The organism is Flavobacterium sp. B167r, from assembly GCF_056824315.1.
Genome location: NZ_CP124859.1, coordinates 4,861,355 through 4,884,225 on the forward strand (window position 1 = coordinate 4,861,355; position 22,871 = coordinate 4,884,225).

Here is a 22,871-nt window from a genome sequence, read left to right on the forward strand (position 1 = left end):
TATATTTTTAACAAAGTGTTAATAATCATTATCTGGAATCATACCTTGATTATTGCTAGGAGTAGTTTGCGGCTGGTCTTTCTTCTTCTTTTCTTCTTCTTTTTTTCTTTTCTCCTCGTCTTCTTTAGCCTTTTTCTTGTTTTTATCTGATTCTTTCTTACTTGTAAAATTAATATAGTCCGGATTCATATAAGAATCTTGCATTTGATCAGCAGAAGAAGAACCTTTTACCGCTTTTTCGATTTTATGGCTTTTAAATAGCTTATTTACCAACTCACTAAAGGTGTCAAAATCTACCTCATACGAAATACCGACCCCTTGCGTATAACCAATTCCTTGTCCTATATAATTAATGTCATTTTCTTTATTGAATAAACGAAGGTTCATTGTACCATCTTCATTTACACGGTACAAGATCTCAATATCACCAACAATTGCAGATTCGTTTACACCTCCAACAGGAACCCCTAGCTTACCATTAATTGTAATACGTTCATTTACCTGAGACGAAATATTGGCCACAAACTGACCATCAACCTCCTGCCCTGTTCTTCTATCTGCAGCAATATAATTTAAATCGATATTTACCTTATCATTATCCGATTTGATAATTCCTCCCAACAAACTCGAAGCTGTTTCTGTTAATGTTCCAGAGAAATCTCCCTGACTAAATCCGTCCGTACTCATAAATGATCCCGTTGACAGCAAATAAAGCGCCTGAGTCTGACGAATATCTTTATCGTCGAGTTTATATTGTATTTCAGATTTTAAAACATTACTAACAGAAGGGAACTGAATATCGAAATTAGGCTCTGGACTAGCCAAATCGCCTCGCAATCCGATAACAACTTCTACAGGAACTTTTTTATTGAAAGAAGAAGTATTATCCAAAAGTACTGCTGGATTGGCTTGCGTTTTATAAACAGCTTCTAAATTCAGCTGAGCACGCATCGGGTTTCCTTCCCAAATAATCGAACCTCCCTTTTTAACCGTAAACTTTTTATCGATAAGTCCGCCATATTTAAAATTATAAGTTCCTTCGTATGCCTGGAAATCTCCCCACATATTAAATTTACCTAAAGTATTGATTTTAAACAAAAGCGATCCATATCCTTTTCCTTTCATACCATGCCCAGAATTTCGATCTAGAATAACTTCTACTTCGGCATCTGGCGTAATATCGAAATCAAATTCGAGCTCAAGTCCGTTATAATCTCTTGTTTTTTCTACAATTCCATTGGCCAGATTATACTTTTCTTTTGGCGTCACAAAATGAATCCAGCTGCTTTCACCAACACTTTGCGTATTGTTTATTGGTATTTTGACCTCGGTGCCTTTTTCAGATTTTGCATCTACCTTAATAAACAGAGCATCTACAGGACCTTTTATACTAGCCGATCCGTTTATAAATGCCGTTCCAAAATAAGCAGCATCGTCACTGTCTTTTGTGTCAAGCGCCAATAATCGTTTAGAAGTGATATTTAAATCTAATTTCCAATCGCCAAAATTATTATGCTCAATGCTTCCATTCAGCAAACCTTTCGTACCATATTTAGTATCGGTTAGCTGGTTATTTCTAAATAAGAATTTTTCGTTAGTCAAATCAATTACGGTTCGATCGCTCAACTCATAATCCGTATTCAGATACGGAATTGTCATTCCTGCTTTTTCTACATAAAGACGTCCATTGATTTCTGGTTTTTTCAAATTCCCGACAACGGCTGCATTTCCAGAAACAGTACCACGAACATTAGATATAACATCACCTCCGATAGTTCCTAATGTGGCCAGATTGAAACCCTCTAGTTTCAAACTCATATCCATAATGGTTTCTTTATTTTCTACAGCAAAAGTTCCGTTTGCTCTAAACGATTCTGTAAAACCATTTTGTATGGACGAATTGACAGTGAATTTTTTAAAGCTCTCGTCACCAGAAATATCAAAATTAAGCGTACCCAATTCTGTTTTATTCATAACCAAATGATCGATTTTAATGGATGCCGTAGGCTGATAAACATTTTTATTTTGTTTATAATTCACACTTCCATTCAAATTACCATTGAATACAAATTTGGAATTTACAGGTGTAATTTTATTAATATCTACATCTTCAAAAGTCAGTTCCAAATCTTTATAATCGGCGCCTTTTATAACTCCGTTAAGATCAATTTTCTGATTTTCGTGAGATAATACGATATTATCAAACGTGAAATTTTTAAAAAACTGATCAATTATAATCTGATTATCTTTTTCAGCGTCTTCGTTTAAGTGCCAGATATAGTCCTTAAACTTCATTTCAGATTTCTTAATTCCGATAATATTGTTTTTACTCTTATCTATTGTATGATACAAGTCTAGATTAAAGTAATCTTCTCCTTTATTTCCACCTTTAAACTCCGAACGCACATAAAGAGTATCATTTGCCGTAACATTAATCAAGTTAAAATCACGTATTTTATAATAAGGCGTTTTAATACTATCTAATTCGACATAGGCATTATAAAGCGGGTTCTTATTATCGATATTAATGCGAATATTATCAAATGTATTTTTGTCTGCTGTAATTTTTTTCGATCTGAAACGGAATTTAAATTCCTGTAAATCAGAATCTATTTTTCCTCGCACAACGGTAGACGAATCAATATTTATTTGCGGATAAAGCATTTCAACGACTTTATCGTAAACACGGAAATTAAAACGTAAAAATTGCCCTTTCCTAACTTTGTAAGGTTTATAATTGGTATATAAACTACCAACAGAATTCATGACCAATTTATCCAATTGATCAAATCTAAATTTACCCACAATTTTTCCGTCGACCACATCATTCGAACTAATGGTAATTGTTCTTAAACGATCGGCATCAAAACTTGAATTCAGATTAACTTGATCAAAAACATAAGTCGCTTTTGGGTTTTGATATTCTGCATCATTTATAAAAATATCACCTTGAAGATTTTCGATTGAATTTCCAGTCAGCTGAACGACAACATCTCCTTTAAATTTCGAAATAGAATCACCAATAAACTTAAGTTTACGTAAATCTGAATTTTCAACATTAATATGAAAGTCGTAACGATTCTCTTTTTTACTTAAATCCAACAAACCATCAAAACTTAAATTCAAGTTCGGATCGTTTATCGCAATTTGTCCTTTATAATAAGGAAGCTTAAAATTCCCGTTTACTACAATATTATTATAGGTGTATTTATTGTAATCTAATTTCGAAATATCTCCTTTAACAACAGTATTCAAATATTTCTCAGTAAAACCAACTCCATCTACGTCTAGATTCAAGGTAGTTCTTCCAATATCTTTTCGGCCTAAAACAGTTCCAAGATCAAAATTCGTCAAAATGATGTTTCCAGAATAAGAAGCTCGGTCAATAAAATCCATATTATTTAAATGGAGATCTACTTGCCCGTTTCCGAGATCGGTTGCCATTTTAAAATCTGTTTCCAAAGCTGTAGTAGAAACTTTTGCTTTTCCGACAATATTAAATTTTCCGATTTTCTTCATTTCCTTCGGAAGCCTTTTTCCTAAAACAACAGGAAGAAGAATCACCAAATCATCATAACTTGAAAGCAATTTATCAAACTTTCCATCCATAGAAAACTTCTGAGTTTTGCTTCCTAAAAGATTTCTAAAATTGATTGTTCCGTTAATTTTTGATCCGTTTGTATCGCTTAATCTTAACTTTGTAAGCGTCATATTATTTAACGGGCCGTCTAATTTTGTTTTCAGTTTAAAATGCTGATTCTTACCTAAACCATCATAAAAATGACGAATATCGTTTGTCGCAATAGATGAAGAATCTATCACAACATTAAAGCGAACTTTATCTGTAAAATCAAGAAAATCTGATGGTTTATAATTTAAAATAGCTAAGCCATAAATTGATGATCTTTTGGTTTTTATAGCCAGATTTTCAACTTTAATCTGTTTTTTAGTATAACTAAATTTCCCAGCAAAATTCGAAACATACAAACCGCGGTGATCCATAAACGAAAACCTGTGAATATTTGTATTTACATCTGGGCCATACAATTTAAACTCGCTGATATATGCGTTTAGTTTTGTAAAATCAAGAAATTTAGGCGTCGTTTTATTTTCATCAACAACAGAAAATCTTCCTTTTTCGATGTAGCCATTTTTGGCCGTTAGCAAAAAGTGTTTCGTTGATTTTTTCTTAGGTGTATTGTCAACTTCGAAAGCCTGAATAAATTTATTGATATTGTTCTCGTCTTCGCCTTTATAGGTTTTCAGATTAAAAATCAAACCTGTTAAACGCAAATCTCCAAAAATAAGATCTCCATCTAACAATCTGCTGAAACTGGCAATATCTGTTGTAATAATATCCGAATAAATCATCGTTTTTTTATGATGATCTAAAATCGTCACATTCTTCAATTTTACTCCACCGAAAATATTGATTGCTGTTTTTTCAACGTTAATATTAACCTTGTAATCTTCGTTTAATCGGTTAGTAACATAATTCGCAATCTGTGTCTGAACAACAGGAAGAGATAGTATGATAGCAAGCGCTAACAAAAGTAAAATCAACCCAATTAGGGTTCGTGATATTATTTTCTTTACCTTTTTGATAGCTTCTTAATTTTAGTTTTTCTTTTAATTTATTTTGAACAGACAAAGAACGGCTGTTTTTGATAAAAATTCTTTAATTTTGGGCACTGCCTAAATCAAAGAAATTTAATAATTTGATTTGTCAAATATAATTCAAAATTTGTGCCTTTATATGCAAAATCCTGAGGTTTTTATTCTAGCCATCGAAAGTTCATGCGATGATACTGCTGCCGCGGTTTTACATAACGACAAAGTATTGTCAAATGTTGTAGCCAATCAATTAATTCACAATCAATACGGAGGTGTTGTTCCCGAATTGGCCTCACGCGCGCATCAGCAGAATATTGTTCCTGTGATAGATGCTGCACTTCGCAAAGCAAATGTACAAAAAGAACAATTAAGCGCAATCGCATTTACGCAAGGACCAGGATTAATGGGCTCTTTATTGGTAGGAACTTCCTTCAGCAAATCATTATCTTTAGCCTTAAATGTGCCGCTAATTGCTGTAAATCACATGCATGCCCATATTTTAGCTCATTTTATTGATGAAGAAGGTTTTGACAAACCTGAATTTCCTTTTTTAGCTTTAACAATTAGTGGAGGTCATACTCAAATCGTAAAAGCAAAAAGCTTTTTTGATATGGAAATTATTGGAGAAACTACAGATGATGCTGTGGGTGAAGCATTTGATAAAAGTGCCAAAATTCTTGGACTTCCTTATCCGGGCGGACCTTTGATCGATAAATATGCGAAAGAAGGAAATCCGAAAGCATTTCCTTTTACAAAACCGAAAGTTCCGGGATTAGATTTCAGTTTTTCTGGATTAAAAACAGCTATTTTGTATTTCATTCAAAAAAACAAACAGCTGAATCCAAATTTTATCGAAGAAAATCTGAATGATATTTGCGCTTCTATTCAGCATACAATTATCGAAATTTTAATGGATAAAATAAAACTTGCCGTAAAAGAAACCGGAATTACTCAAATCGCTATTGGCGGAGGAGTTTCAGCAAATTCTGGAATTCGAGCGACATTAAAAGAAACCGAAAGCAAATACGGCTGGAAAACTTTCATACCGAAATTTGAATACACAACAGACAATGCTGCAATGATTGGAATTGTAGGATACCAAAAATACTTATCTAATCGTTTTGAAACTTCTGCTGTAGTTTCTAAAGCAAGAATCGAATTTTAAATCATGCAGTTATTTTTCAATCCGAATATAGACGAAACAACCCAAAGTTTTTCTTTTGATAAAGAAGAAAGCCGTCATATTATAAAAGTTCTTCGAAAGAAAGACTCAGACATTCTACAAGTTACCAATGGCTTTGGATTATTATTCGAAACCCAAATTACATTGGCTTCAGACAATAAATGTACTGTTGAAGTCCTTTCGATAAAAAATGCCGAAAAGCCAAAATTCCACTTGCATTTAGCTGTTGCTCCAACCAAAATGAATGATCGTTTTGAATGGTTTCTAGAAAAAGCTACTGAAATTGGTATTCAAGAAATCACCCCTATTTTCTGCGATCGTTCTGAACGAAAAGTAATTAATAGAGATCGTTTCGAAAAAATCATTTTGTCGGCAATGAAACAATGCAACGAAACATTTCTTCCAAAATTGAATGAAGCTATTTCGTTTAAAGACTTCATTAAACAACAGCAAAATGGTTTGCAATTAATTGCGCATTGCGAGGAAACCGATAAAAAATCCTTGAAAGAGGTTTTAAAACCTAATGAAGATGTTACAATATTAATTGGTCCAGAAGGCGATTTTTCTGAAAAGGAAATTGCATTTGCATTAGAAAATAATTACAAGCCTGTAACTTTAGGCAATACGCGTTTAAGAACAGAAACAGCTGCTGTTGTGGCTTGTCATAGCGTTGTTTTCTTTAATGAAACACCAAACTAAACACAATCTTGTCATTTCGACGTAAGGAGAAATGACAAAACAAACAATAAATGAAAAGACTTTTTTACTTATTATTACTTTTTTCAAGTGTTTCTTTTTCACAAGAAATTGCTTTGCTTAAATACAGCGGCGGCGGCGATTGGTATGCAAATCCTACCTCTTTACCCAATCTGATTAGTTTTTGCAATGCCAATATTAATACTCGCATCAAAAACAAACCTTCAACTGTAGAACCAAGTAATCCAGATTTGCTTTCGTATCCGTTTGTGCATATGACTGGCCACGGAAATGTTGTTTTTAGCGATGCTGATGTCACAAACTTGAGAAATTATCTAACTGCTGGCGGTTTTCTGCATATTGATGATAATTACGGAATGGATCAATTTATTAGAAAAGAAATCAAAAAAATATTTCCGAATAATAATTTAATTGAAATTCCTGCCAATCATCCTATTTTTCAGAAACCGTTTCCTTTCCCACACGGATTGCCAAAAATTCACGAACATGACGGCACTCGTCCCCAAGCATTTGGAATTTTTATAGACAATAAACTTGTTTTACTTTATACTTACGAATGTGATTTGGGTGATGGATGGGAAGATCCAGAAGTTCACAACGATCCAGCAAACGTAAGAGACAAAGCCCTTAAAATGGGTGCAAACATTATCAATTATATTTTTACTAATTAAATTTTAGAAGGTGCAATTGACTCACGAAGAAAATCAATTTGAAAGAAAAACATTTCCCATCACTTTAGTATGCGATCATATTTACTTTCAGCAAAATATTGGTTCTTTATTCAGAATTTCTGAAGCTTTTGGAGTTGAAAATATTATCTTTTTCGGAAAAGGCATTCCGCTGACACCTAGAAAAATCAATAAAACTTCGCGAAGCACGCATCTTCATGTGGCTCATTCTGTAATTGAAGATTTTAACGAACTTCAATCCTTTCTTTTGAATAATGACTTTGAAATTATTTCACTAGAAATTGCTTCAAATAGCAAATCTTTAAAAGAAGTTAGCATTCCAAAGAACAAAAAAATCGCACTTTTGATAGGAAGCGAGATTAACGGAATTTCTGATGAACTTTTAAAACTTTCTCACCAAATCGTACACATCAATATGTTTGGCAAAAACAGCAGCATGAATGTCGTTCAGGCAGCAAGTATTGCACTTTATGAGATTACTTCTTTGTAAAAAAGACATTTTAAAAACCGATTTTTCACTTCCCTCACAAAATTTACTACTTCTGTAAACACAAAAAAACCGTTAAACTGCAAATAATCAAGACGAAATGCATTAAAAAAATAAAAAAGAAGGAAAAAACTTATTAATATTTTTTACTAAATTTTTGTAAGAATCAATGTTTGTAAGGGGTTATAAAATTTCTCACAAAATAATCTTTGTAATATTTTTCTACAATATTTTTTTGTTATAAAATTGCCACATTATTTAACTAATCAACGTTTTTATAACAAAAAATCCAAATTATTATGAAAAAAGTTATTATTACCACATTTGCAGCAATAATGCTGTTTGCATGTCAAAATGAACAATCATCTGATTCTGATAGCGCAGATGCTAGTGTTGCTTCTAGAAGAGGATGCGCTACACAAGAAGTTTTGGAAGCTCAATTAAAAGCCGACCCAATGTTGGCGATTAGAATTAACGAAATCGAAACTTTTACAGTACAGCATGAAGGTTCTAGTTTTACAGGCCGTTTGGTAAATGGAAAGATCGAAATTCCAGTGGTGGTTAATGTTCTTTACAGAACGGCTGCACAAAACATTTCGGACACACAAATTCAATCTCAAATTGATGTTCTAAACAAAGATTTTAATGCTTTAAACTCAGATTACAATAATGTACCAGCATTATTCTCAGGAGTTAAAGCTAACATCGGAATCACTTTTGTTTTAGACCAAGTTATTAGAAAATCGACAACTAAAACTTCTTGGGGAACAAATGATGCAATGAAAAAAACTGCTCAAGGCGGAATTGCTCCTACTTCTCCGACTACAAAATTAAACATGTGGTCTTGCGCTATAGGAGGAGGGATTTTAGGTTATGCTCAATTTCCTGGAGGTGCTTCTTCAACTGATGGAGTTGTAATCGATCCTCGTTATTTTGGTTTATCTGGTACTGCAAACGCACCATTTAACTTAGGAAGAACTGCTACACACGAAGTAGGCCACTGGATGAACTTACGTCATATCTGGGGAGATGCAACTTGCGGAAGCGATCTTGTTGCAGATACTCCTACTCATAATACTTCAAACTTTGGAGTTCCTGCATACCCACACTACAGCACTTGTACTGGAACACCTGTGGAAATGACAATGAACTACATGGATTATGTTGATGATGCAGCAATGTATATGTTTTCAACTGGACAAAAAAACAGAATATCAGCTATTTTTACAACTGGAGGAGCAAGAGCCTCATTTGCACAATAGTTGAATCAAAAAACCAATCAAAGCGAGATGAAAACATCTCGCTTTTTTTATTTCAGCCTAGGTATTAGAATGCTTTTTCCTATATTTATAGTCTAAATTTTAATCATGATCACGTCAAAAACCATTTCGAGAGGAATTTTAAGAGCCCTAGCAACAATCTTAATAATTGGCCTCGTTTTATATTTTTTATATGAAATTCAGACTGTAATTGTATACTTATGCGTTTCTTTATTATTATGTTTAATTGCTAATCCACTGATTTTATTTTTAAAAAACAAACTCAAATTCAGCAATTCAATGGCCGCATCAACTACGATCATCCTTTTTATATTTCTGATTGTTGGTTTCATTTTATTGTTTGTTCCTTTAATTATTTCTCAGGCAAACAATTTATCCCTTTTAGACACAGCGCATCTTCAGACACAGTTTGTGCAAACAGAACAAAGTATTGAACAATATTTTAATATTCAGCATATTGACTTAAATAAAATTATAAAAGATTCTAAACTTACTTCGTTGTTTGATTTTAGTTATTTTACAGGTTTCATCAATTCAATTATTAATTTCATGGCCGATATGGGAATGGGATTGGTATCAGTGTTTTTTATCACTTTCTTTTTTATTAAAGATCAAGAGACTTTTAAAGATCAGGCAAGAAGAATACTTCCTGATTCAAATGAAGATAAAATTCTAAATTCTATTACAAAAATAAACCATTTACTAACACGATATTTTATTGGACTGTTATTACAATTAATTGTGGTATTTGTTCTGTACCTAATTGTCTTACTGATTTTTGGAAATAAAAATGCTTTTGTAATTGCTTTTTTATGCGCAATTCTAAACATAATTCCATATTTGGGACCAATTATAGGAACAACTTTGGCGGGAATTTTAACGATGATAAGTATGATTGGTCAAGATTTTCAATCTGAAATATTACCAAAGACAATCTATGTAATTATTGGCTTTTTAATAGTTCAAGCAATTGACAATAATGTAAGTCAGCCAATAATTTCATCAAAAAGCGTAAATTCGCACCCGTTAGAGATATTCTTAGTAATCCTGATCAGTGGTATCACATTTGGAATTGTCGGAATGATTATCGCCGTTCCTGCATTTACAATGATTAAAGTGATTTTAAAAGAATTTTTTCCTGACAATAAAATTGTATCCGTATTAACCGAAAGAATTTAGCTTTGAACATTTCCCTTTTGCATCCAGATATTCAACAATTTATTATTCAAAATACTGGTGCAGATACAACAAAATTGGCGCTGCAAAAAAATCCGTTTCCAGAAGTGGATTGGATTTTAATTTTAAATCAAATTGAAGCGAGAACAAAAGCTAAAGAAAAACTTCCGACTTGGTTTGCCGCAGAAAATATAATTTATCCAAGTAAAATCTCAGTCGAACAAACTTCCTCAGAAAAAACAGCAGCTTACAAAGCCTCTTTAATTTCTGGTGAAACTCTAATTGATTTAACCGGAGGTTTTGGTGTTGATGATTATTATTTTTCGAAGAAATTCAAATCGATAACACATTGTGAAATCAATGAAGAATTATCAGCCATTGTATCGCACAATTTTGAACGGTTAAAAGTTGAAAATTGCACTTTTCATGCTGGCGATTCCATTCATTTATTAGAAGAAACCAATCAGAAATTTGACTGGATTTACATTGATCCTTCCCGAAGAAATGACAGCAAAGGCAAAGTTTTCATGCTAAAAGATTGTTTGCCAAATGTTCCAGAACTGCTTGATTTTTATTTCGAAAAATCAGATTCTATTTTAATTAAGACTGCCCCGTTATTGGATATTTCGGCAGGATTGTCAGAATTAAAGAACGTAAAGAACATTCATATTATAGCGCTTGAGAATGAAGTTAAGGAACTTCTTTTTGAGATTCATAAAGATTATTCAGATAGAATAACCTTAAAAACAGCTAATATTTTAAAAGAAAAAATAGAAACTTTTGAGTTCGTTTTAGGCGATGAAACCTCATATCCGTTTTTTGATTTTCCGAAAAAATATCTTTACGAACCAAATGCTGCCATTATGAAATCTGGCGGTTTTGATGAAATAAGCATTGCTTTTCAAATTGATAAATTACATAAACATTCGCATTTATATACTTCTGAGAATTTAATTGATTTTCCTGGGAGAAAATTTGAGATTCAAAAAGTGATTTCATACAATAAAACCGATATGAAAAATGAGCTGGCCAACAAGCAGGCCAATATAACCACACGCAATTTTCCAGAGACCGTAGAAAACATTAGAAAAAAATGGAAAATAAAAAATGGAGGTAATTTGTATTGTTTTTTTACAACTGATGTAAAAGATAACAAAATAGTTTTAATTTGCACCAAAATAAACTAATACAATGAAACAACTAATTACACTAACTCTTTTTCTATTAACCTTAACCGCATTTGCCCAAAAACCTTGTGAATATAGTGTAAATGTAAATGACTCTCTTGGAAGCTACAAAGTAACAAATGAGTATTTAATGAGTGAAAAATATTTTGGAGGAAACTTTGATTACATCTTCTTTTCATTAGCCCAAACAGACGGATTGCCTACTTTAAATTTACAGGCCATTCAGAAAAGTAAAGATTTTATTAAGGCTAACTGCTTTGATAAAAATTCAAAAATCTTTTTACAATTAGAAAACGGAAAAATTGTAACCTTGATGCACATCAATCAAGAAAATTGCGGTACATTAATTCGTGATGAAAAAGGCTTCAATAATCGCGTAAACACAGGAATTTTTATGTTTATGAAAGATAATTATGAAGAACTGAAAAAGTCTCCTATTTCAATTATGCGAGTAAAATACCTTACCAATATTGAAGATTATATTGTAAAAAGAGAGCTTAAATCTGAGTTAAACGGAAAGGTTACGCATCCTAATACTTATTTCCTAGAAAATATAAAATGCGTTGAATAATTAATCGCATTTCCATTTCTGGTTGGACACTTTATCTTTTAACCCTGATTTTAGATTATAATGCCACCACTCCGATTCAAATGAATTGAAGCCATTTTTAATCATAGTACTTTTTAAATACGCTCTTTTTGAAAGTATTTCTTTTGAAAGCTGTTTAAAATTATGACTGGCCATCGTTCCAAAAAAATCAAAAGAAGTTCCCATATCAACTTCTTTTCCTTTTATATCGACCAAAGAAATATCTACGGCTCCTCCTCTATTATGGATGGAGCCTTTTTTTGGATCGGCAACATAAATAGGATTCGATACAATCTCCCACATTTTTTTCTGAATATCTAAAGGCCTGTAACAATCATATAATTTGATTTTGTAACCTTTTTTCTGAAAATCTTTATTAGCCGCAATTAATGCTTTTACGGTTTTTAAACGAAGCATACATTCTGCACAATCGTACACTTTTGTTTTTAGGAAATTATCTTCGGTTGCATATTTCATATCACAGATAAAATCATTGCTATAATCTCTCAGATTTACAAATGTTGTATCCGCTATTTTAGCTTCAGCTTTAGTAGCGTAAACTTCATTTTGAGCATGCAAAAGGCTAATTCCTAAAAGAAAAAAAACTAAAGTTTTTAAAGTGTGATTCATTTTTAGATAAATTTTAAAAAATGAAATTAAACAAAAAATCTCAATAACCGGCTTCCCTAATTTCTCTTTGAAGTTAATTTTTCGCGAAATGCCGAAATTAAAAAAAATAGAATCATAAAAAAGCGGTTTTCTAAACCGCTTTTTTATTTCTTTTCAGGATTATATCTCTCCGGTAACTAAAATATTTTCTTTTACACCTTTGTTTTTCAGCATTCTAAAATGAGAACGAACAGCGTGATAAAACGGATATGAAGTATAAGGCAGACCATATTCTTCGGCGTAACGTTTTATAATTGGAGTAATATAAGGATAATAAGTATGTCCAACTGCAGGAAAAAGATGGTGTGCTACGTGATGCGTAAATCCTCCGTATAAAAAATTAGCCAATTTGCTTTCTGTACTAAAGTCTTTGGTGACAATCATTTGATGTACTACCCAAGTATCTGAAAGGTTTCCATCTTCATCTGCATGAGGGAAATGAGCATCTTCATCAACGTGAGTCGAAACCAATGCCACAACACCAGTTGCACTACCGCATAAATGCATCGATAGCCAAGCAAAAAGAATCATATACCACGGCTGATTCAAAAGCATCATTGGTATAAACAGGAGGTAAATTAAATTAATGATTTTGGCGGCAAACAATCTGTAAACTTCTTGCCTTGGAATCTTATCCACAACTTTTTTTATATAATTATCCTTTGTGCCAAAAAAGTCTTTAAAATCTCTAATATAAAGCCAGTTTAAGCTATAAAGAGGATAAATAAACCACATGTAAATGTGTTGGTACTTGTGGTGATTAAACAGCGGGCTGTTCGGGAAAATTCTAATAATATCACTCTGTTTGATGTCAACATCCCAATCTGGTACGTTTGGATATGCATGATGAAGGCCTATATGACGTCGCATCCAAAGCCAATGATTGCTACCGAAGAGTTCTAAAACATACAGAAACCATTCGTTGTGTTTTGGCTTTTTAAATAAAGCTCCGTGCGCAGCATCATGAAAAGCATTTATAAATAAGACAATCATTGTAATACCAGACAAAATGTAAAACAGAAATAGAAGTGGGGTCTGGTCCCCAAAAATTAAAATACAGGCGTAGAATAAAAAAAAAACTGCCAGAAGTCCAATAGACTTCACAACATTTAATACATACAAGGACGAATTTTTTAAGACCGTTTCATTCACTTCTAAACGCATCTTTTTAAAAAAATCATCCGCTCCTGGTTTAACATAAACCGGTCGTTTTAATTTTTCCATGTTGGTTACTGCTAGAAATTGTTAACCAAATTTAATAAAAAAAAACTTAATTCATTGGCATATAATCAATTAAAGTGAAGTGGATTAAAACAAAAAACCACTCAAATTTGAGTGGTTTAATTAATCTAATAAAATTTAAATTTGTTAGATATTTTTTGGAAAACTTTTTATTATTCCTCAAACTTTTTGTCCGCCAGACGCAATCTGATATTATGAATACGGCCTTCTATTTCTTGCAAATCGTTTAAAATAGTTTGTTTTTCATAAACCGCTCCAGCTTCATTAACCATATTTTGCCCATCGGAAGCAAAAAGATCATTCAAATCCACATCTGGAAAATTTTTACTTAAGCTAATAATAAATTCAGAACCAATATTAGCCGTTCCATGTAAATATCTTCCAATCATTGCAGGGCTAAATCCTAAAATTGCCCCAACCTCCTTTTGTTTTAATCCTTTATCCTTAAAGAATTTACTTAGTTTCTCGTGATACATCATCATCATTAAAATTCATCCAAAATATAACCAAAATATATTTTTAACATTAAAAAGAATAATAAATATAATATTATTCCTACATTTACATAACCAATAACCATGTCATTAATAATTAGCAAAGATATGTCAAAATTAATCAATAATAACAATTTTAAAGAAGATAATTCTCACAATAAAAAAGCTTATGAATTTATAGATAAGCATTTACCAGTTACCTATGTTGATCTTACCATTGCTTGCATTGTCAAAAAAGGACTGCCTACTCCTCCTAAGGCTTTAATTAGAAACGTAAGAAATAAAACGATATTGAGAAATGATATTTTGCTTGCATTAGTAGAAGTGGCTTATGAAAACAAAGAAGCAATTGAAAAAATAAAACTTTTGACCTCTCAATAATTATTAGCACAACATTCATATAAAATTTCAAAGTAAGAATATGTCTTCGAAAAACATTAAAAACAAAAAGAATCTACAGTCAAAAAAAGATGTTTCAAATCTTGAATATACTTCTGTTTATAAATTATACGGAATGACTTTGGAGCAATATACTCAAGGTCAAACTATTCATTCACAATATTTCAGTCAATTAAAAAGCATACAATTAAATAAATTTACAGATGTTTAGAAAATTCCCATTCCTTCTGGTTTTATTGTAAAACCTATACGAACCATATTGGTATGCTTTTGATAATCTATCAAACTTTCTGTATACCCAATAAACCATTGAAGGGTAACATAATAATTTTCATCTTTATAAGGTCGCCAGTTAAGCTGTGTTTGTAGAGAGCCGTAATTGATAAGTCCGCTTCCTTTTCTAAAAAGCACATCTGCACTCCAGCGTTTAGGTTTTATTTGATAAGTTGCACTGGCTTCTCCATAACCCACATATTGGGTTAATCCTGGATTATCATCTTTGTCTACGATAGGGATCCAGCCTCTTATTCCAACAACCCACCTTGGCGAAACTTGAGATTTTAAAGAAAACGCAATCATATTCCAGGTTCGTGAATAGATAGAATCTCTTCCGTTTGACTCGTGTTCAAATGAAATTGAGCCATATGTTAATCTGTTTCCTTTCAAATAAAAAGGTCGAACAAGTGCAACTCCCGGATTAAAGTTAATTTCAGAGAAAGGTTTAGAGCTGGCATATATATCCCAAAAAGCTTTTTGAGTATACATTAAATAAGGAAAAAATCCGCCCCATAAAGGCTTAGAATTTAATCTAAGCTTGAAACTGACTTGATATTTGACGTCTGCAGAGTTTCTCGTTATAGGTTCATCTAAAGGAACTCCTGTCAAAAAGTAATTATCTTTATGAACTGAAAAACTATTTTCTTTCAATAAAGAATCTGCCGCTCGAAAATTCTTTTTTTCTTCAACAATTTGAGAATTAGATTTGAACGATATTAAAATCAAGAAGATTGATAAATATTTAAAATACATTAACCGTGTAAATTTGAGATTATTTTGATGTCATTTACACTAAGTTAAGTTATTTTGATAATTAAAAAAATAATAAAAACCATTCACAACCCTTTTTCTTAGGTTTTTTATTTTTTCCAGTTACTTACAAATATATCGTACAATCTTTCCGCATCAATATCAATTTCTGAAGCAGAGTACATAATATTCAGCTTAGAATACTGCTCATTATAAGCCATTTTCCAAAGAAATTTAGAAACACGTCCGTCATATTTAGCAACATTTTCAATTGTAACAGCAACCAAAGTGTCACCTCCTACTTTCTGTAATTGCAAATCTGTGACATCTGCCCATTCTATTCTTCCAAAAGCTTTGGCTACCGGGGTAGTCTTTCCTGAAAAACCATTTGAATCTACTTGTATTAATGGAGATTTATCTTTTAGACTTACTAGGATTTTAAATGTCAAGACTAGCATTATTAAAAGAATAGCACCAGAAGCAATTGACAGTTTTATTTTAACTATTCCATCAAAAGTTCCAATACCGTATAAAACTGCAATCGCTAATAAAATACAGATTGCAGTGGCGTACAAAAGCAAATTTCTGGTTTTCTTGGCATTTCGGTATAAATTTATTGCTTCATTCATAGGGCGTATAGAAGTTTTTATTTGTTATTAGAATTAAAAAATGAAGAAGCAATTTACTATATTTTTTTTTGAAACACCTAGAAGTTCCCATAAACATTGACTTTTCAAACCAAAGCATTTTTAGATTTTCAAAATATTACCATGAAAAAGAATGATTTCAAAAATAAAAGGAAACAATTTGCCTAAAAGGAATTATTTCTTTAAACTATTCTACATCAATTTTTTACACGACTGGGAATTGTATAACTTCTGCCTGAAATTAAATACTTCTGTACGCCAACGTCATTTGTACCTTTATTATAAAGTTAAATATTCATAATAAAAATATAGATTATGGCAGAAATTAAAATTGAGAAAAAGAAGCCAATTTGGCCATGGATTGTAGCAGTCCTATTGATCTCAGCACTTGTATACTATGTCTTTTTAAGAGATGACCAAGTGCAAAACGAAAACAGAATGGAAATCGAAAACAATTCTAGTGTAGATAGCACAGCAAATTATTAAGAAACTATGGAAAATAAAGATAGAAATTTATACAGATTAGATGAGCTTTCTGATTATAAAGTTGCTTCAAACTATTCTGATGTAAGAGGTTGGAAAATTGTAGACGCAGACAACCGCACAATAGGAAAAATTGATAATCTTTGGGTTAATAAAGATATGCAACGCGTTGTTTATCTTGATGTTAATCTAGACAAAGGATTAATTGAAGACAGTCGTAATGAAGTACATGATGCAATTGCGAATGAAAATGGAAAGGAATTTATCTACAAAGATGGAGACAGCCACATTATCATCCCAATTGGCTCTGTTAGCATAAATAAAGACACTAAAATTGTCATGGCCAACAACATTGGATATGATACATTTAGAAAAACAAGCAGATATAACTGGCAAAATGATTTTGATAGGGAATACGAAAGAAGAGTATTGAATTCTTATTATCCTACTGAAGAATCGCGCCTTGCATCTGAAAGCAATGACGATACTTTTTACAAACGAAGAGAATTTGACAATTATTAATACTTCTTTAATTGATATTAAAAATCTCAAAAAAGAATAAAAGATCAAACGTTAAAAATGTTTGGTCTTTTTTTATTTGAATAAGTTCCTAACAAAAGGATAAAAACAAAAAAGCCACTCGATTTGAGTGGCTTTTGTGATCCCAGAAGGATTCGAACCTTCGACCTACGCATTAGAAGTGCGTTGCTCTATCCAGCTGAGCTATGGAACCATTAACTTTGAAAATTCTAAGAATAGAAATAAATTCTCATTACTTAAAACAAAAAAACCATTCAATTAGAATGGTTTTTGTTGTGATCCCAGAAGGATTCGAACCTTCGACCTACGCATTAGAAGTGCGTTGCTCTATCCAGCTGAGCTATGGAACCATTTCTTTTTAAACTTATGGTAAAGTTTGTCGGGGTGGCAGGATTCGAACCTGCGGCCTCCTGCTCCCAAAGCAGGCGCGATAACCGGGCTACGCTACACCCCGAGGCAAAAATTAAGCGGAGAGACAGGGACTCGAACCCTGGCGACGGTTACCCGTCGACAGATTAGCAATCTGCTCCATTACCGCTCTGGCACCTCTCCTTGCTCAAGGAATTGCTTCCGTTTTGCGAGTGCAAATGTATAACAACATTCCATATCTCACAAGCTTTTTTTTGAGTTTTTTTAGTTTTTTTTCATCTTTTTTCAAAACCACTTCACAATCAAACGAATAGAATTAACAAAAAATTCACCCTAAATTTAAATTCAGCTCGATTCAATACAAAATTTGAATTTATTCAAATAAACATTAAATTTGCTTTACTAACTATTATTAAACAGAAAATGAACAAAAGAGTTGTTATCGTTTCTGCCGTTAGAACACCTATCGGAAGTTTCATGGGCGGGTTATCTAGTGTACCTGCACCAAAATTAGGCGCTGCCGCTATAAAAGGAGCCCTTTCAAAAATTAACCTTGACCCAAAATTAGTCGATGAAGTTTTCATGGGAAATGTAATTCAGGCGGGCGTTGGACAAGCTCCAGCGCGTCAGGCTGCATTATTTGCCGGATTATCAGAAGAAGTTGTTGCTACAACAGTAAATAAAGTCTGTGCTTCTGGAATGAAAGCCGTAATGTTTGCTGCTCAAGCAATCGCATGTGGAGACGCTGAAATTGTTGTAGCGGGCGGAATGGAAAGCATGAGCTTGATTCCTCACTACGTACAAATGCGTGCCGGAAACAAATTTGGTCCTGCAACAATGTTGGACGGAATGCAAAAAGATGGTTTGACAGATGCTTACGACAACAACGCAATGGGAGTTTGTGCTGATTTATGTGCATCTGAATACAAAATCAGCCGTGAAGAACAAGACGCATTTGCAATTCAGTCTTATGAAAGAAGCGCAAAAGCTTGGGACGCTGGAAAATTTGACAATGAAGTTGTCCCTGTTGAAGTACCGCAAAGACGTGGCGAACCTATTATATTTTCTAAAGACGAAGAATATACTAATGTAAAATTAGATAAAATTCCATCTTTAAGTCCTGTTTTCACAAAAGACGGAACTGTAACTGCCGCAAATGCTTCAACAATTAATGATGGAGCCGCTGCTTTAGTTTTAATGTCTGAAGATAAAGCAAATGCATTAGGTTTAAAACCTTTAGCTTACATAAAAGGCTATGCAGATGCCGCACAAGAGCCAAAGTGGTTTACAACTACTCCTGCAAAAGCATTACCAAAAGCTTTAGACAAAGCGGGAATTTCAATCTCAGATGTTGATTTCTTCGAATTTAACGAAGCATTCTCTGTAGTTGGATTGGCCAATGCAAAAATATTAAACCTTGACAACAATAAAGTAAACGTAAACGGTGGCGCAGTTTCTTTAGGGCATCCGCTTGGAGCTTCTGGAGCGCGTATCATTGTGACTTTACTTAATGTTTTAGAACAAAACAATGCAAAAACTGGAGCTGCTGCAATTTGCAACGGTGGTGGTGGCGCATCAGCAATTGTTATCGAAAGAGCTTAAAACAATATCACAAAAAATCAGGAGTTATAAATGTAACTCCTGATTTTTCAACTTATAAATTTCCTTAGATGTTTGGAATTTGCAATTTAGCCATAGTGCCCGTTCGAGCTGAAGCCAGCGACAGAAGTGAAATCGTCACACAGCTTTTGTTTGGCGAACATATCGAAATTTTAGAACGCCATAATCAATGGGCCAAAATAAGAATTCAATTTGATGATTATGAAGGCTGGGTAGATTCTAAACAATATCAGGAAATTACCAAAGAGCAATTTGATCTTTTGAGTAAAGAGTCAATTATTTTAAATGCGGACTTAATAGATTACATCACAGCTCCCAACAATTTATTGCTTCCAATTCCGCTTGGAGCTTCTTTATCTTTTTTAAACAACAACGAAATCAACACTTCAAACTTTGATTTTGAAGGAACCAAAACCAGTGGTATAAAACCTAAAAGTGCTTTAATCAAAACCGCTTTTATGTATTTGAATGCTCCGTACTTATGGGGTGGAAAAACACCTTTCGGAATAGATTGTTCTGGTTTTACTCAAATGGTTTATAAGTTAAATGGCTATAAAATTCACCGAGATGCGTCACAGCAAGCACTTGAAGGAGATCCTTTAAGTTTTATTGAAGAATGCGAATCAGGAGATTTGGCTTTTTTTGATAATGATGAGGGAAATATTACCCATGTCGGAATCATTATGGAAAACAATTACATCATTCACGCAAGTGGAAAAGTTCGTATTGACCGTTTGGATCATACCGGAATTTATAATCCTGAAACAAACAAGCACACCCACAAACTTCGTGTAATTAAAAAGATTATATAACCTTCAAAAAAGCAAAATGACAAAACTTGATTTATCCAAAACAGGCTTTCAGATTAACAATATAAACATCGAATTCCCAATTGATATAACAGTTTTAAAACAAGCTTTAGGAGACTACCGATATACCAAAAAACAATACAATCATATTTACACTTGGGATGAGTTAGGCATTATGGCTTTTTCTAAAGAAGGAAATAAAGTTGAAAGTTTAGCTATTGAATTTGAAGTTAGAGACTATGATTATTGTGCAAAAAGCATCTTTACAGGAGAATTTATTTTTGACGGACAAGAATTACTTCAATACTACGAAAACAATAAAAATCAGCTGGTAAAACTTTTTAAAGGAGATCGAAGCGGCGCTTTCATACTTAACGGAATAAGTGTTTGGTTTGATAAAGAAGATGGTAAAATTACAAGTTTGAGCATTTCAGCCAACGAAGAAAAAGAAAAGAAAATCACCGCAGTTGTTGATCCTGAATTCCAATTATTTGAACCTTTATGGCAAGAATGGATTTCGGAAATAAATAAAATTGTTTCTAAAAATAATGATTACTACAACCTTACAGAAGGAATTTCTGAAGAAGATATTCAAGAACACAGAGAACTTGAAGGTGAAATCACAATACCAACTGCATTAGTAAATTTTTACAAAGTTCAAAATGTAGATTACGATACTGTAACGGCTGTTTTTCAATTTGGAGTAAACAATTGGAGTTATGATTTAATTCCGTTTGGAGACATCGCAGAAGAATGGAATTGTATTCAAGATTTACAATTTGACGAAGAAGATTTACCAGAACAAGAAATAGATTTCGAAAAAATCCAAACCGATAATTACGCCAATCCAAAATGGATTCCGTTTGCAACTGGAAGAAACGGCGATTATTTAGTTTATGACACAGATCCTGCTTCAAAAGGAAAATTTGGCCAGATTATTGAACTTCAAAATGAATCTTGGTCAAGAGATATTGTCGCAGATTCTTTAGAAGAATTAATCAAAAACGAAATCAATAATTTAAGAGCTGGTAAAACCGAACACTTTGATTTTATTATTGGAAAAGAAAGTTAAAGCGCTCGGATTTATACTGATATTTTTGTTTTTACTCTCGCAGATTTAGCAGATCCGGCAGATTTATTTTTTCAAATATTTCTTTACGCCCTCTATATCAACATCTTTTAGTGATCTTTCATCAATAGCACCAAATTTCGTAAAATTTAATTTAGCTTCTTCCAAAGTCATATGGTTTGGTCCTTCTCCTCCATTTTCCCAAAAACAAACTGAACAAATATCATAAAAACCATCTTCCCCATATCCGATAGAATAATATTCACAACAAGGACATAATCCTGCTTTTTCAGGTATTCCTTGAACCTTATTTCCAAAATTCAGACCTATCTCAGTTAATTTAAATTCTAAATAAGAATTGCTCACAAATAATAGTCCACTAATTATAGATTCAATTATCAGTCCTTCTGATTCTTCATTAAGAACTGGTTTTGTAGTATTGCTTATTAATTCAATAAGACTCTCTGAGATATTAGGATAAGATTCATCTGCTATCGCTTCAATAATATCTTCTTTATTATCAAAAAACCAATAATTATGTTCCAAAATATCCAATTTCTCTTTGTCAGACATTTGTTTCAACTCATGAATTGCAATTATCTTTTTGGCTTCAAATCTTTCCATCTAACTTTTATTCTTTCTTTATGAATACACTAAGCACTAAGACGAATCGTTTTTCTAAACTCAGAAGGACTATACCCTTTCTGTTTTCTAAAGAACTTATTAAAGTGGCTTTCATCAGTAAAACCAAATTCATACGCAATTTCATTAATACGCTTATCGCTGAATTGCAAACGATGCTCAATCAGTTTCGTTTTGTAATTACTGATATATTGCTGCATGGTTTCGCTAGCATGTTTCTTAAAATAACGACCTAAATACGTATTCGAAATTCCAAAATAATCACTGATTGATTCTGCTTTAATCTTTTCAGGATAGTAAATATTGTTTTGAATATATTGCAGAATATCCATTGCTTTCGCTTCTGTACTTATTGAAACTTGTTCAGGCAAATATTTCGCAATATTTCTCGCCACGATAATAATCAGCGTATTCACCAACTGCTGAATCAATTCCTGATTGTAAACATCTTTATCCTGATGTTCACGGCAAATCGCTTCAATCATCACTTTTACCAAACATTTATCAGGATCATTTTTTAAGATACAGCCCGGCTGGTGATTGGCATTTTGAAGAATATATTCCAGCCTTTGAATGTTTTCATTCTGCAGACTCGAATTTTTCAAATAAATGTCATTAAATCTTAAAAAGAAGAACTTCGTTTCAGTTTCAATCGTAAAATTATGACAATCTTCAGGCGTTAGCAAAAACAAATGCCCAGGATCATACTCAAAAATATTCTTATTAATACACTGTCTTCCTGTCCCTTCCAAAATATAAACCAATTCGAAAAAATTATGGCGATCCCCCACGTCTGGATATTCATTCAGCGTTTCAAAAGAAACCGTAAAAGGCTCATATAAGTTTTCTTTTTTCATAATTCAATTTATTTGAAGATGCAAATATACCTAAAAAAGACAAATATATACCAAATAAGAATCACAAAAACAGTATAATTTTG

Annotated in this window: 23 protein-coding genes and 4 tRNA genes; 15 read left to right on the forward strand and 12 right to left on the reverse strand. The window is 32.6% G+C overall.

The window, feature by feature from the left end; all coding sequences use genetic code 11:
* Window positions 1-18 precede the first annotated feature (18 nt).
* A complete protein-coding gene (locus QLQ96_RS21170; RefSeq protein ID WP_482493110.1) occupies window positions 19-4,563 on the reverse strand; it encodes a translocation/assembly module TamB domain-containing protein in 4,545 nt (1,514 codons plus the stop codon).
* Between the two features lie 193 nt (window positions 4,564-4,756).
* Here QLQ96_RS21170 and tsaD point away from each other — a divergent pair, with 193 nt between their 5' ends.
* The 8 genes from tsaD to QLQ96_RS21210 all read left to right on the forward strand — a co-directional run bounded on the left by tsaD (window position 4,757) and on the right by QLQ96_RS21210 (window position 11,904).
* Window positions 4,757-5,779: a tRNA (adenosine(37)-N6)-threonylcarbamoyltransferase complex transferase subunit TsaD gene (gene tsaD / locus QLQ96_RS21175; RefSeq protein ID WP_482493111.1), complete on the forward strand. Its 1,023-nt coding sequence runs from the start codon at window positions 4,757-4,759 to the stop codon at window positions 5,777-5,779.
* A 3-nt stretch (window positions 5,780-5,782) separates the two neighbouring features.
* Window positions 5,783-6,496 (forward strand): 16S rRNA (uracil(1498)-N(3))-methyltransferase, encoded by a 714-nt coding sequence (locus QLQ96_RS21180; protein ID WP_482493112.1) that lies wholly within the window; start codon window positions 5,783-5,785, stop codon window positions 6,494-6,496.
* A 50-nt stretch (window positions 6,497-6,546) separates the two neighbouring features.
* On the forward strand, window positions 6,547-7,185 hold the full coding sequence (locus tag QLQ96_RS21185; RefSeq protein WP_482493113.1) for a DUF4159 domain-containing protein: 639 nt from the start codon (window positions 6,547-6,549) through the stop codon (window positions 7,183-7,185).
* 10 nt (window positions 7,186-7,195) lie between these two features.
* A complete protein-coding gene (locus QLQ96_RS21190; RefSeq protein WP_482493114.1) occupies window positions 7,196-7,693 on the forward strand; it encodes a TrmH family RNA methyltransferase in 498 nt (165 codons plus the stop codon).
* Between the two features lie 296 nt (window positions 7,694-7,989).
* Window positions 7,990-8,952 carry a zinc metalloprotease gene (locus QLQ96_RS21195; protein ID WP_482493115.1) on the forward strand — a complete coding sequence of 321 codons (963 nt, stop codon included), beginning with the start codon at window positions 7,990-7,992 and terminating at the stop codon, window positions 8,950-8,952.
* A gap of 105 nt (window positions 8,953-9,057) precedes the next feature.
* Complete coding sequence (locus tag QLQ96_RS21200) at window positions 9,058-10,149, forward strand: AI-2E family transporter (protein WP_482493116.1); 1,092 nt, start codon at window positions 9,058-9,060, stop codon at window positions 10,147-10,149.
* Between the two features lie 2 nt (window positions 10,150-10,151).
* Window positions 10,152-11,333: a THUMP-like domain-containing protein gene (locus tag QLQ96_RS21205; RefSeq protein WP_482493117.1), complete on the forward strand. Its 1,182-nt coding sequence runs from the start codon at window positions 10,152-10,154 to the stop codon at window positions 11,331-11,333.
* Between the two features lie 4 nt (window positions 11,334-11,337).
* Window positions 11,338-11,904, forward strand: coding sequence for a hypothetical protein (locus QLQ96_RS21210; RefSeq protein WP_482493118.1), 567 nt, complete (start codon window positions 11,338-11,340; stop codon window positions 11,902-11,904).
* Here QLQ96_RS21210 and QLQ96_RS21215 read toward each other — a convergent pair whose 3' ends face one another.
* From QLQ96_RS21215 to QLQ96_RS21225, 3 genes are all read right to left on the reverse strand, one after another.
* A complete protein-coding gene (locus QLQ96_RS21215; protein ID WP_482493119.1) occupies window positions 11,905-12,552 on the reverse strand; it encodes a M15 family metallopeptidase in 648 nt (215 codons plus the stop codon).
* Between the two features lie 159 nt (window positions 12,553-12,711).
* Window positions 12,712-13,815 carry a fatty acid desaturase family protein gene (locus QLQ96_RS21220; RefSeq protein ID WP_482493120.1) on the reverse strand — a complete coding sequence of 368 codons (1,104 nt, stop codon included), beginning with the start codon at window positions 13,813-13,815 and terminating at the stop codon, window positions 12,712-12,714.
* A 170-nt stretch (window positions 13,816-13,985) separates the two neighbouring features.
* Window positions 13,986-14,318, reverse strand: a complete 333-nt coding sequence (locus tag QLQ96_RS21225; protein ID WP_482493121.1) for a helix-turn-helix domain-containing protein — start codon at window positions 14,316-14,318, stop codon at window positions 13,986-13,988.
* A gap of 93 nt (window positions 14,319-14,411) precedes the next feature.
* Here QLQ96_RS21225 and QLQ96_RS21230 point away from each other — a divergent pair, with 93 nt between their 5' ends.
* Both QLQ96_RS21230 and QLQ96_RS21235 read left to right on the forward strand, forming a co-directional pair.
* Window positions 14,412-14,708: a hypothetical protein gene (locus QLQ96_RS21230; protein WP_482493122.1), complete on the forward strand. Its 297-nt coding sequence runs from the start codon at window positions 14,412-14,414 to the stop codon at window positions 14,706-14,708.
* A 40-nt stretch (window positions 14,709-14,748) separates the two neighbouring features.
* Window positions 14,749-14,937, forward strand: a complete 189-nt coding sequence (locus tag QLQ96_RS21235) for a hypothetical protein (protein ID WP_482493123.1) — start codon at window positions 14,749-14,751, stop codon at window positions 14,935-14,937.
* Here the strand turns inward: QLQ96_RS21235 and QLQ96_RS21240 are convergent.
* On the reverse strand, window positions 14,934-15,755 hold the full coding sequence (locus QLQ96_RS21240) for a phospholipase A (RefSeq protein WP_482493124.1): 822 nt from the start codon (window positions 15,753-15,755) through the stop codon (window positions 14,934-14,936). The two genes, QLQ96_RS21235 and QLQ96_RS21240, sit on opposite strands and share 4 nt — an antisense overlap.
* A 107-nt stretch (window positions 15,756-15,862) precedes the next feature.
* The gene (locus QLQ96_RS21245) at window positions 15,863-16,381 is read right to left on the reverse strand and encodes an STM3941 family protein (protein ID WP_482493125.1); all 519 of its coding nucleotides are present in this window, start codon (window positions 16,379-16,381) and stop codon (window positions 15,863-15,865) included.
* A gap of 333 nt (window positions 16,382-16,714) precedes the next feature.
* Here QLQ96_RS21245 and QLQ96_RS21250 point away from each other — a divergent pair, with 333 nt between their 5' ends.
* Both QLQ96_RS21250 and QLQ96_RS21255 read left to right on the forward strand, forming a co-directional pair.
* Window positions 16,715-16,885, forward strand: coding sequence for a hypothetical protein (locus QLQ96_RS21250; protein WP_202003879.1), 171 nt, complete (start codon window positions 16,715-16,717; stop codon window positions 16,883-16,885).
* 6 nt (window positions 16,886-16,891) lie between these two features.
* On the forward strand, window positions 16,892-17,404 hold the full coding sequence (locus QLQ96_RS21255) for a PRC-barrel domain-containing protein (RefSeq protein WP_202003876.1): 513 nt from the start codon (window positions 16,892-16,894) through the stop codon (window positions 17,402-17,404).
* Window positions 17,405-17,541: 137 nt separating this feature from the next.
* Here the strand turns inward: QLQ96_RS21255 and QLQ96_RS21260 are convergent.
* The 4 genes from QLQ96_RS21260 to QLQ96_RS21275 form a co-directional block, all read right to left on the reverse strand.
* Window positions 17,542-17,615: transfer RNA gene (locus QLQ96_RS21260), tRNA-Arg, on the reverse strand.
* 83 nt (window positions 17,616-17,698) lie between these two features.
* Window positions 17,699-17,772 (reverse strand) — tRNA-Arg (locus QLQ96_RS21265).
* Between the two features lie 29 nt (window positions 17,773-17,801).
* Window positions 17,802-17,876 (reverse strand) — tRNA-Pro (locus QLQ96_RS21270).
* 14 nt (window positions 17,877-17,890) lie between these two features.
* Window positions 17,891-17,974 (reverse strand) — tRNA-Ser (locus QLQ96_RS21275).
* Between the two features lie 240 nt (window positions 17,975-18,214).
* Here QLQ96_RS21275 and QLQ96_RS21280 point away from each other — a divergent pair.
* The 3 genes from QLQ96_RS21280 (at window position 18,215) to QLQ96_RS21290 (ending at window position 21,292) form a co-directional block, all read left to right on the forward strand.
* Window positions 18,215-19,393, forward strand: coding sequence for an acetyl-CoA C-acyltransferase (locus QLQ96_RS21280; RefSeq protein ID WP_482493126.1), 1,179 nt, complete (start codon window positions 18,215-18,217; stop codon window positions 19,391-19,393).
* A 68-nt stretch (window positions 19,394-19,461) separates the two neighbouring features.
* Window positions 19,462-20,223, forward strand: a complete 762-nt coding sequence (locus QLQ96_RS21285; RefSeq protein WP_482493127.1) for a C40 family peptidase — start codon at window positions 19,462-19,464, stop codon at window positions 20,221-20,223.
* 16 nt (window positions 20,224-20,239) lie between these two features.
* A complete protein-coding gene (locus tag QLQ96_RS21290; protein WP_482493128.1) occupies window positions 20,240-21,292 on the forward strand; it encodes an SMI1/KNR4 family protein in 1,053 nt (350 codons plus the stop codon).
* A gap of 63 nt (window positions 21,293-21,355) precedes the next feature.
* Here QLQ96_RS21290 and QLQ96_RS21295 read toward each other — a convergent pair whose 3' ends face one another.
* Window positions 21,356-21,913 (reverse strand): CPCC family cysteine-rich protein, encoded by a 558-nt coding sequence (locus QLQ96_RS21295; RefSeq protein ID WP_482493129.1) that lies wholly within the window; start codon window positions 21,911-21,913, stop codon window positions 21,356-21,358.
* 29 nt (window positions 21,914-21,942) lie between these two features.
* On the reverse strand, window positions 21,943-22,788 hold the full coding sequence (locus QLQ96_RS21300) for an AraC family transcriptional regulator (RefSeq protein WP_482493130.1): 846 nt from the start codon (window positions 22,786-22,788) through the stop codon (window positions 21,943-21,945).
* Window positions 22,789-22,871: the final 83 nt, after the last annotated feature.

What these genes read in the sequence shown, in the direction of transcription:
- tsaD (WP_482493111.1), top strand. Translation starts at nt 4,757, where the DNA reads ATGCAAAATCCTGAGGTTTTTATTCTAGCCATCGAAAGTTCATGCGAT.
- QLQ96_RS21180 (WP_482493112.1), top strand. Translation starts at nt 5,783, where the DNA reads ATGCAGTTATTTTTCAATCCGAATATAGACGAAACAACCCAAAGTTTT.
- QLQ96_RS21185 (WP_482493113.1), top strand. Translation starts at nt 6,547, where the DNA reads ATGAAAAGACTTTTTTACTTATTATTACTTTTTTCAAGTGTTTCTTTT.
- QLQ96_RS21195 (WP_482493115.1), top strand. Translation starts at nt 7,990, where the DNA reads ATGAAAAAAGTTATTATTACCACATTTGCAGCAATAATGCTGTTTGCA.
- QLQ96_RS21200 (WP_482493116.1), top strand. Translation starts at nt 9,058, where the DNA reads ATGATCACGTCAAAAACCATTTCGAGAGGAATTTTAAGAGCCCTAGCA.
- QLQ96_RS21210 (WP_482493118.1), top strand. Translation starts at nt 11,338, where the DNA reads ATGAAACAACTAATTACACTAACTCTTTTTCTATTAACCTTAACCGCA.
- QLQ96_RS21215 (WP_482493119.1), bottom strand. Translation starts at nt 12,552, where the DNA reads ATGAATCACACTTTAAAAACTTTAGTTTTTTTTCTTTTAGGAATTAGC.
- QLQ96_RS21220 (WP_482493120.1), bottom strand. Translation starts at nt 13,815, where the DNA reads ATGGAAAAATTAAAACGACCGGTTTATGTTAAACCAGGAGCGGATGAT.
- QLQ96_RS21225 (WP_482493121.1), bottom strand. Translation starts at nt 14,318, where the DNA reads ATGATGATGATGTATCACGAGAAACTAAGTAAATTCTTTAAGGATAAA.
- QLQ96_RS21230 (WP_482493122.1), top strand. Translation starts at nt 14,412, where the DNA reads ATGTCATTAATAATTAGCAAAGATATGTCAAAATTAATCAATAATAAC.
- QLQ96_RS21235 (WP_482493123.1), top strand. Translation starts at nt 14,749, where the DNA reads ATGTCTTCGAAAAACATTAAAAACAAAAAGAATCTACAGTCAAAAAAA.
- QLQ96_RS21240 (WP_482493124.1), bottom strand. Translation starts at nt 15,755, where the DNA reads ATGTATTTTAAATATTTATCAATCTTCTTGATTTTAATATCGTTCAAA.
- QLQ96_RS21245 (WP_482493125.1), bottom strand. Translation starts at nt 16,381, where the DNA reads ATGAATGAAGCAATAAATTTATACCGAAATGCCAAGAAAACCAGAAAT.
- QLQ96_RS21250 (WP_202003879.1), top strand. Translation starts at nt 16,715, where the DNA reads ATGGCAGAAATTAAAATTGAGAAAAAGAAGCCAATTTGGCCATGGATT.
- QLQ96_RS21255 (WP_202003876.1), top strand. Translation starts at nt 16,892, where the DNA reads ATGGAAAATAAAGATAGAAATTTATACAGATTAGATGAGCTTTCTGAT.
- QLQ96_RS21280 (WP_482493126.1), top strand. Translation starts at nt 18,215, where the DNA reads ATGAACAAAAGAGTTGTTATCGTTTCTGCCGTTAGAACACCTATCGGA.
- QLQ96_RS21285 (WP_482493127.1), top strand. Translation starts at nt 19,462, where the DNA reads ATGTTTGGAATTTGCAATTTAGCCATAGTGCCCGTTCGAGCTGAAGCC.
- QLQ96_RS21290 (WP_482493128.1), top strand. Translation starts at nt 20,240, where the DNA reads ATGACAAAACTTGATTTATCCAAAACAGGCTTTCAGATTAACAATATA.
- QLQ96_RS21295 (WP_482493129.1), bottom strand. Translation starts at nt 21,913, where the DNA reads ATGGAAAGATTTGAAGCCAAAAAGATAATTGCAATTCATGAGTTGAAA.
- QLQ96_RS21300 (WP_482493130.1), bottom strand. Translation starts at nt 22,788, where the DNA reads ATGAAAAAAGAAAACTTATATGAGCCTTTTACGGTTTCTTTTGAAACG.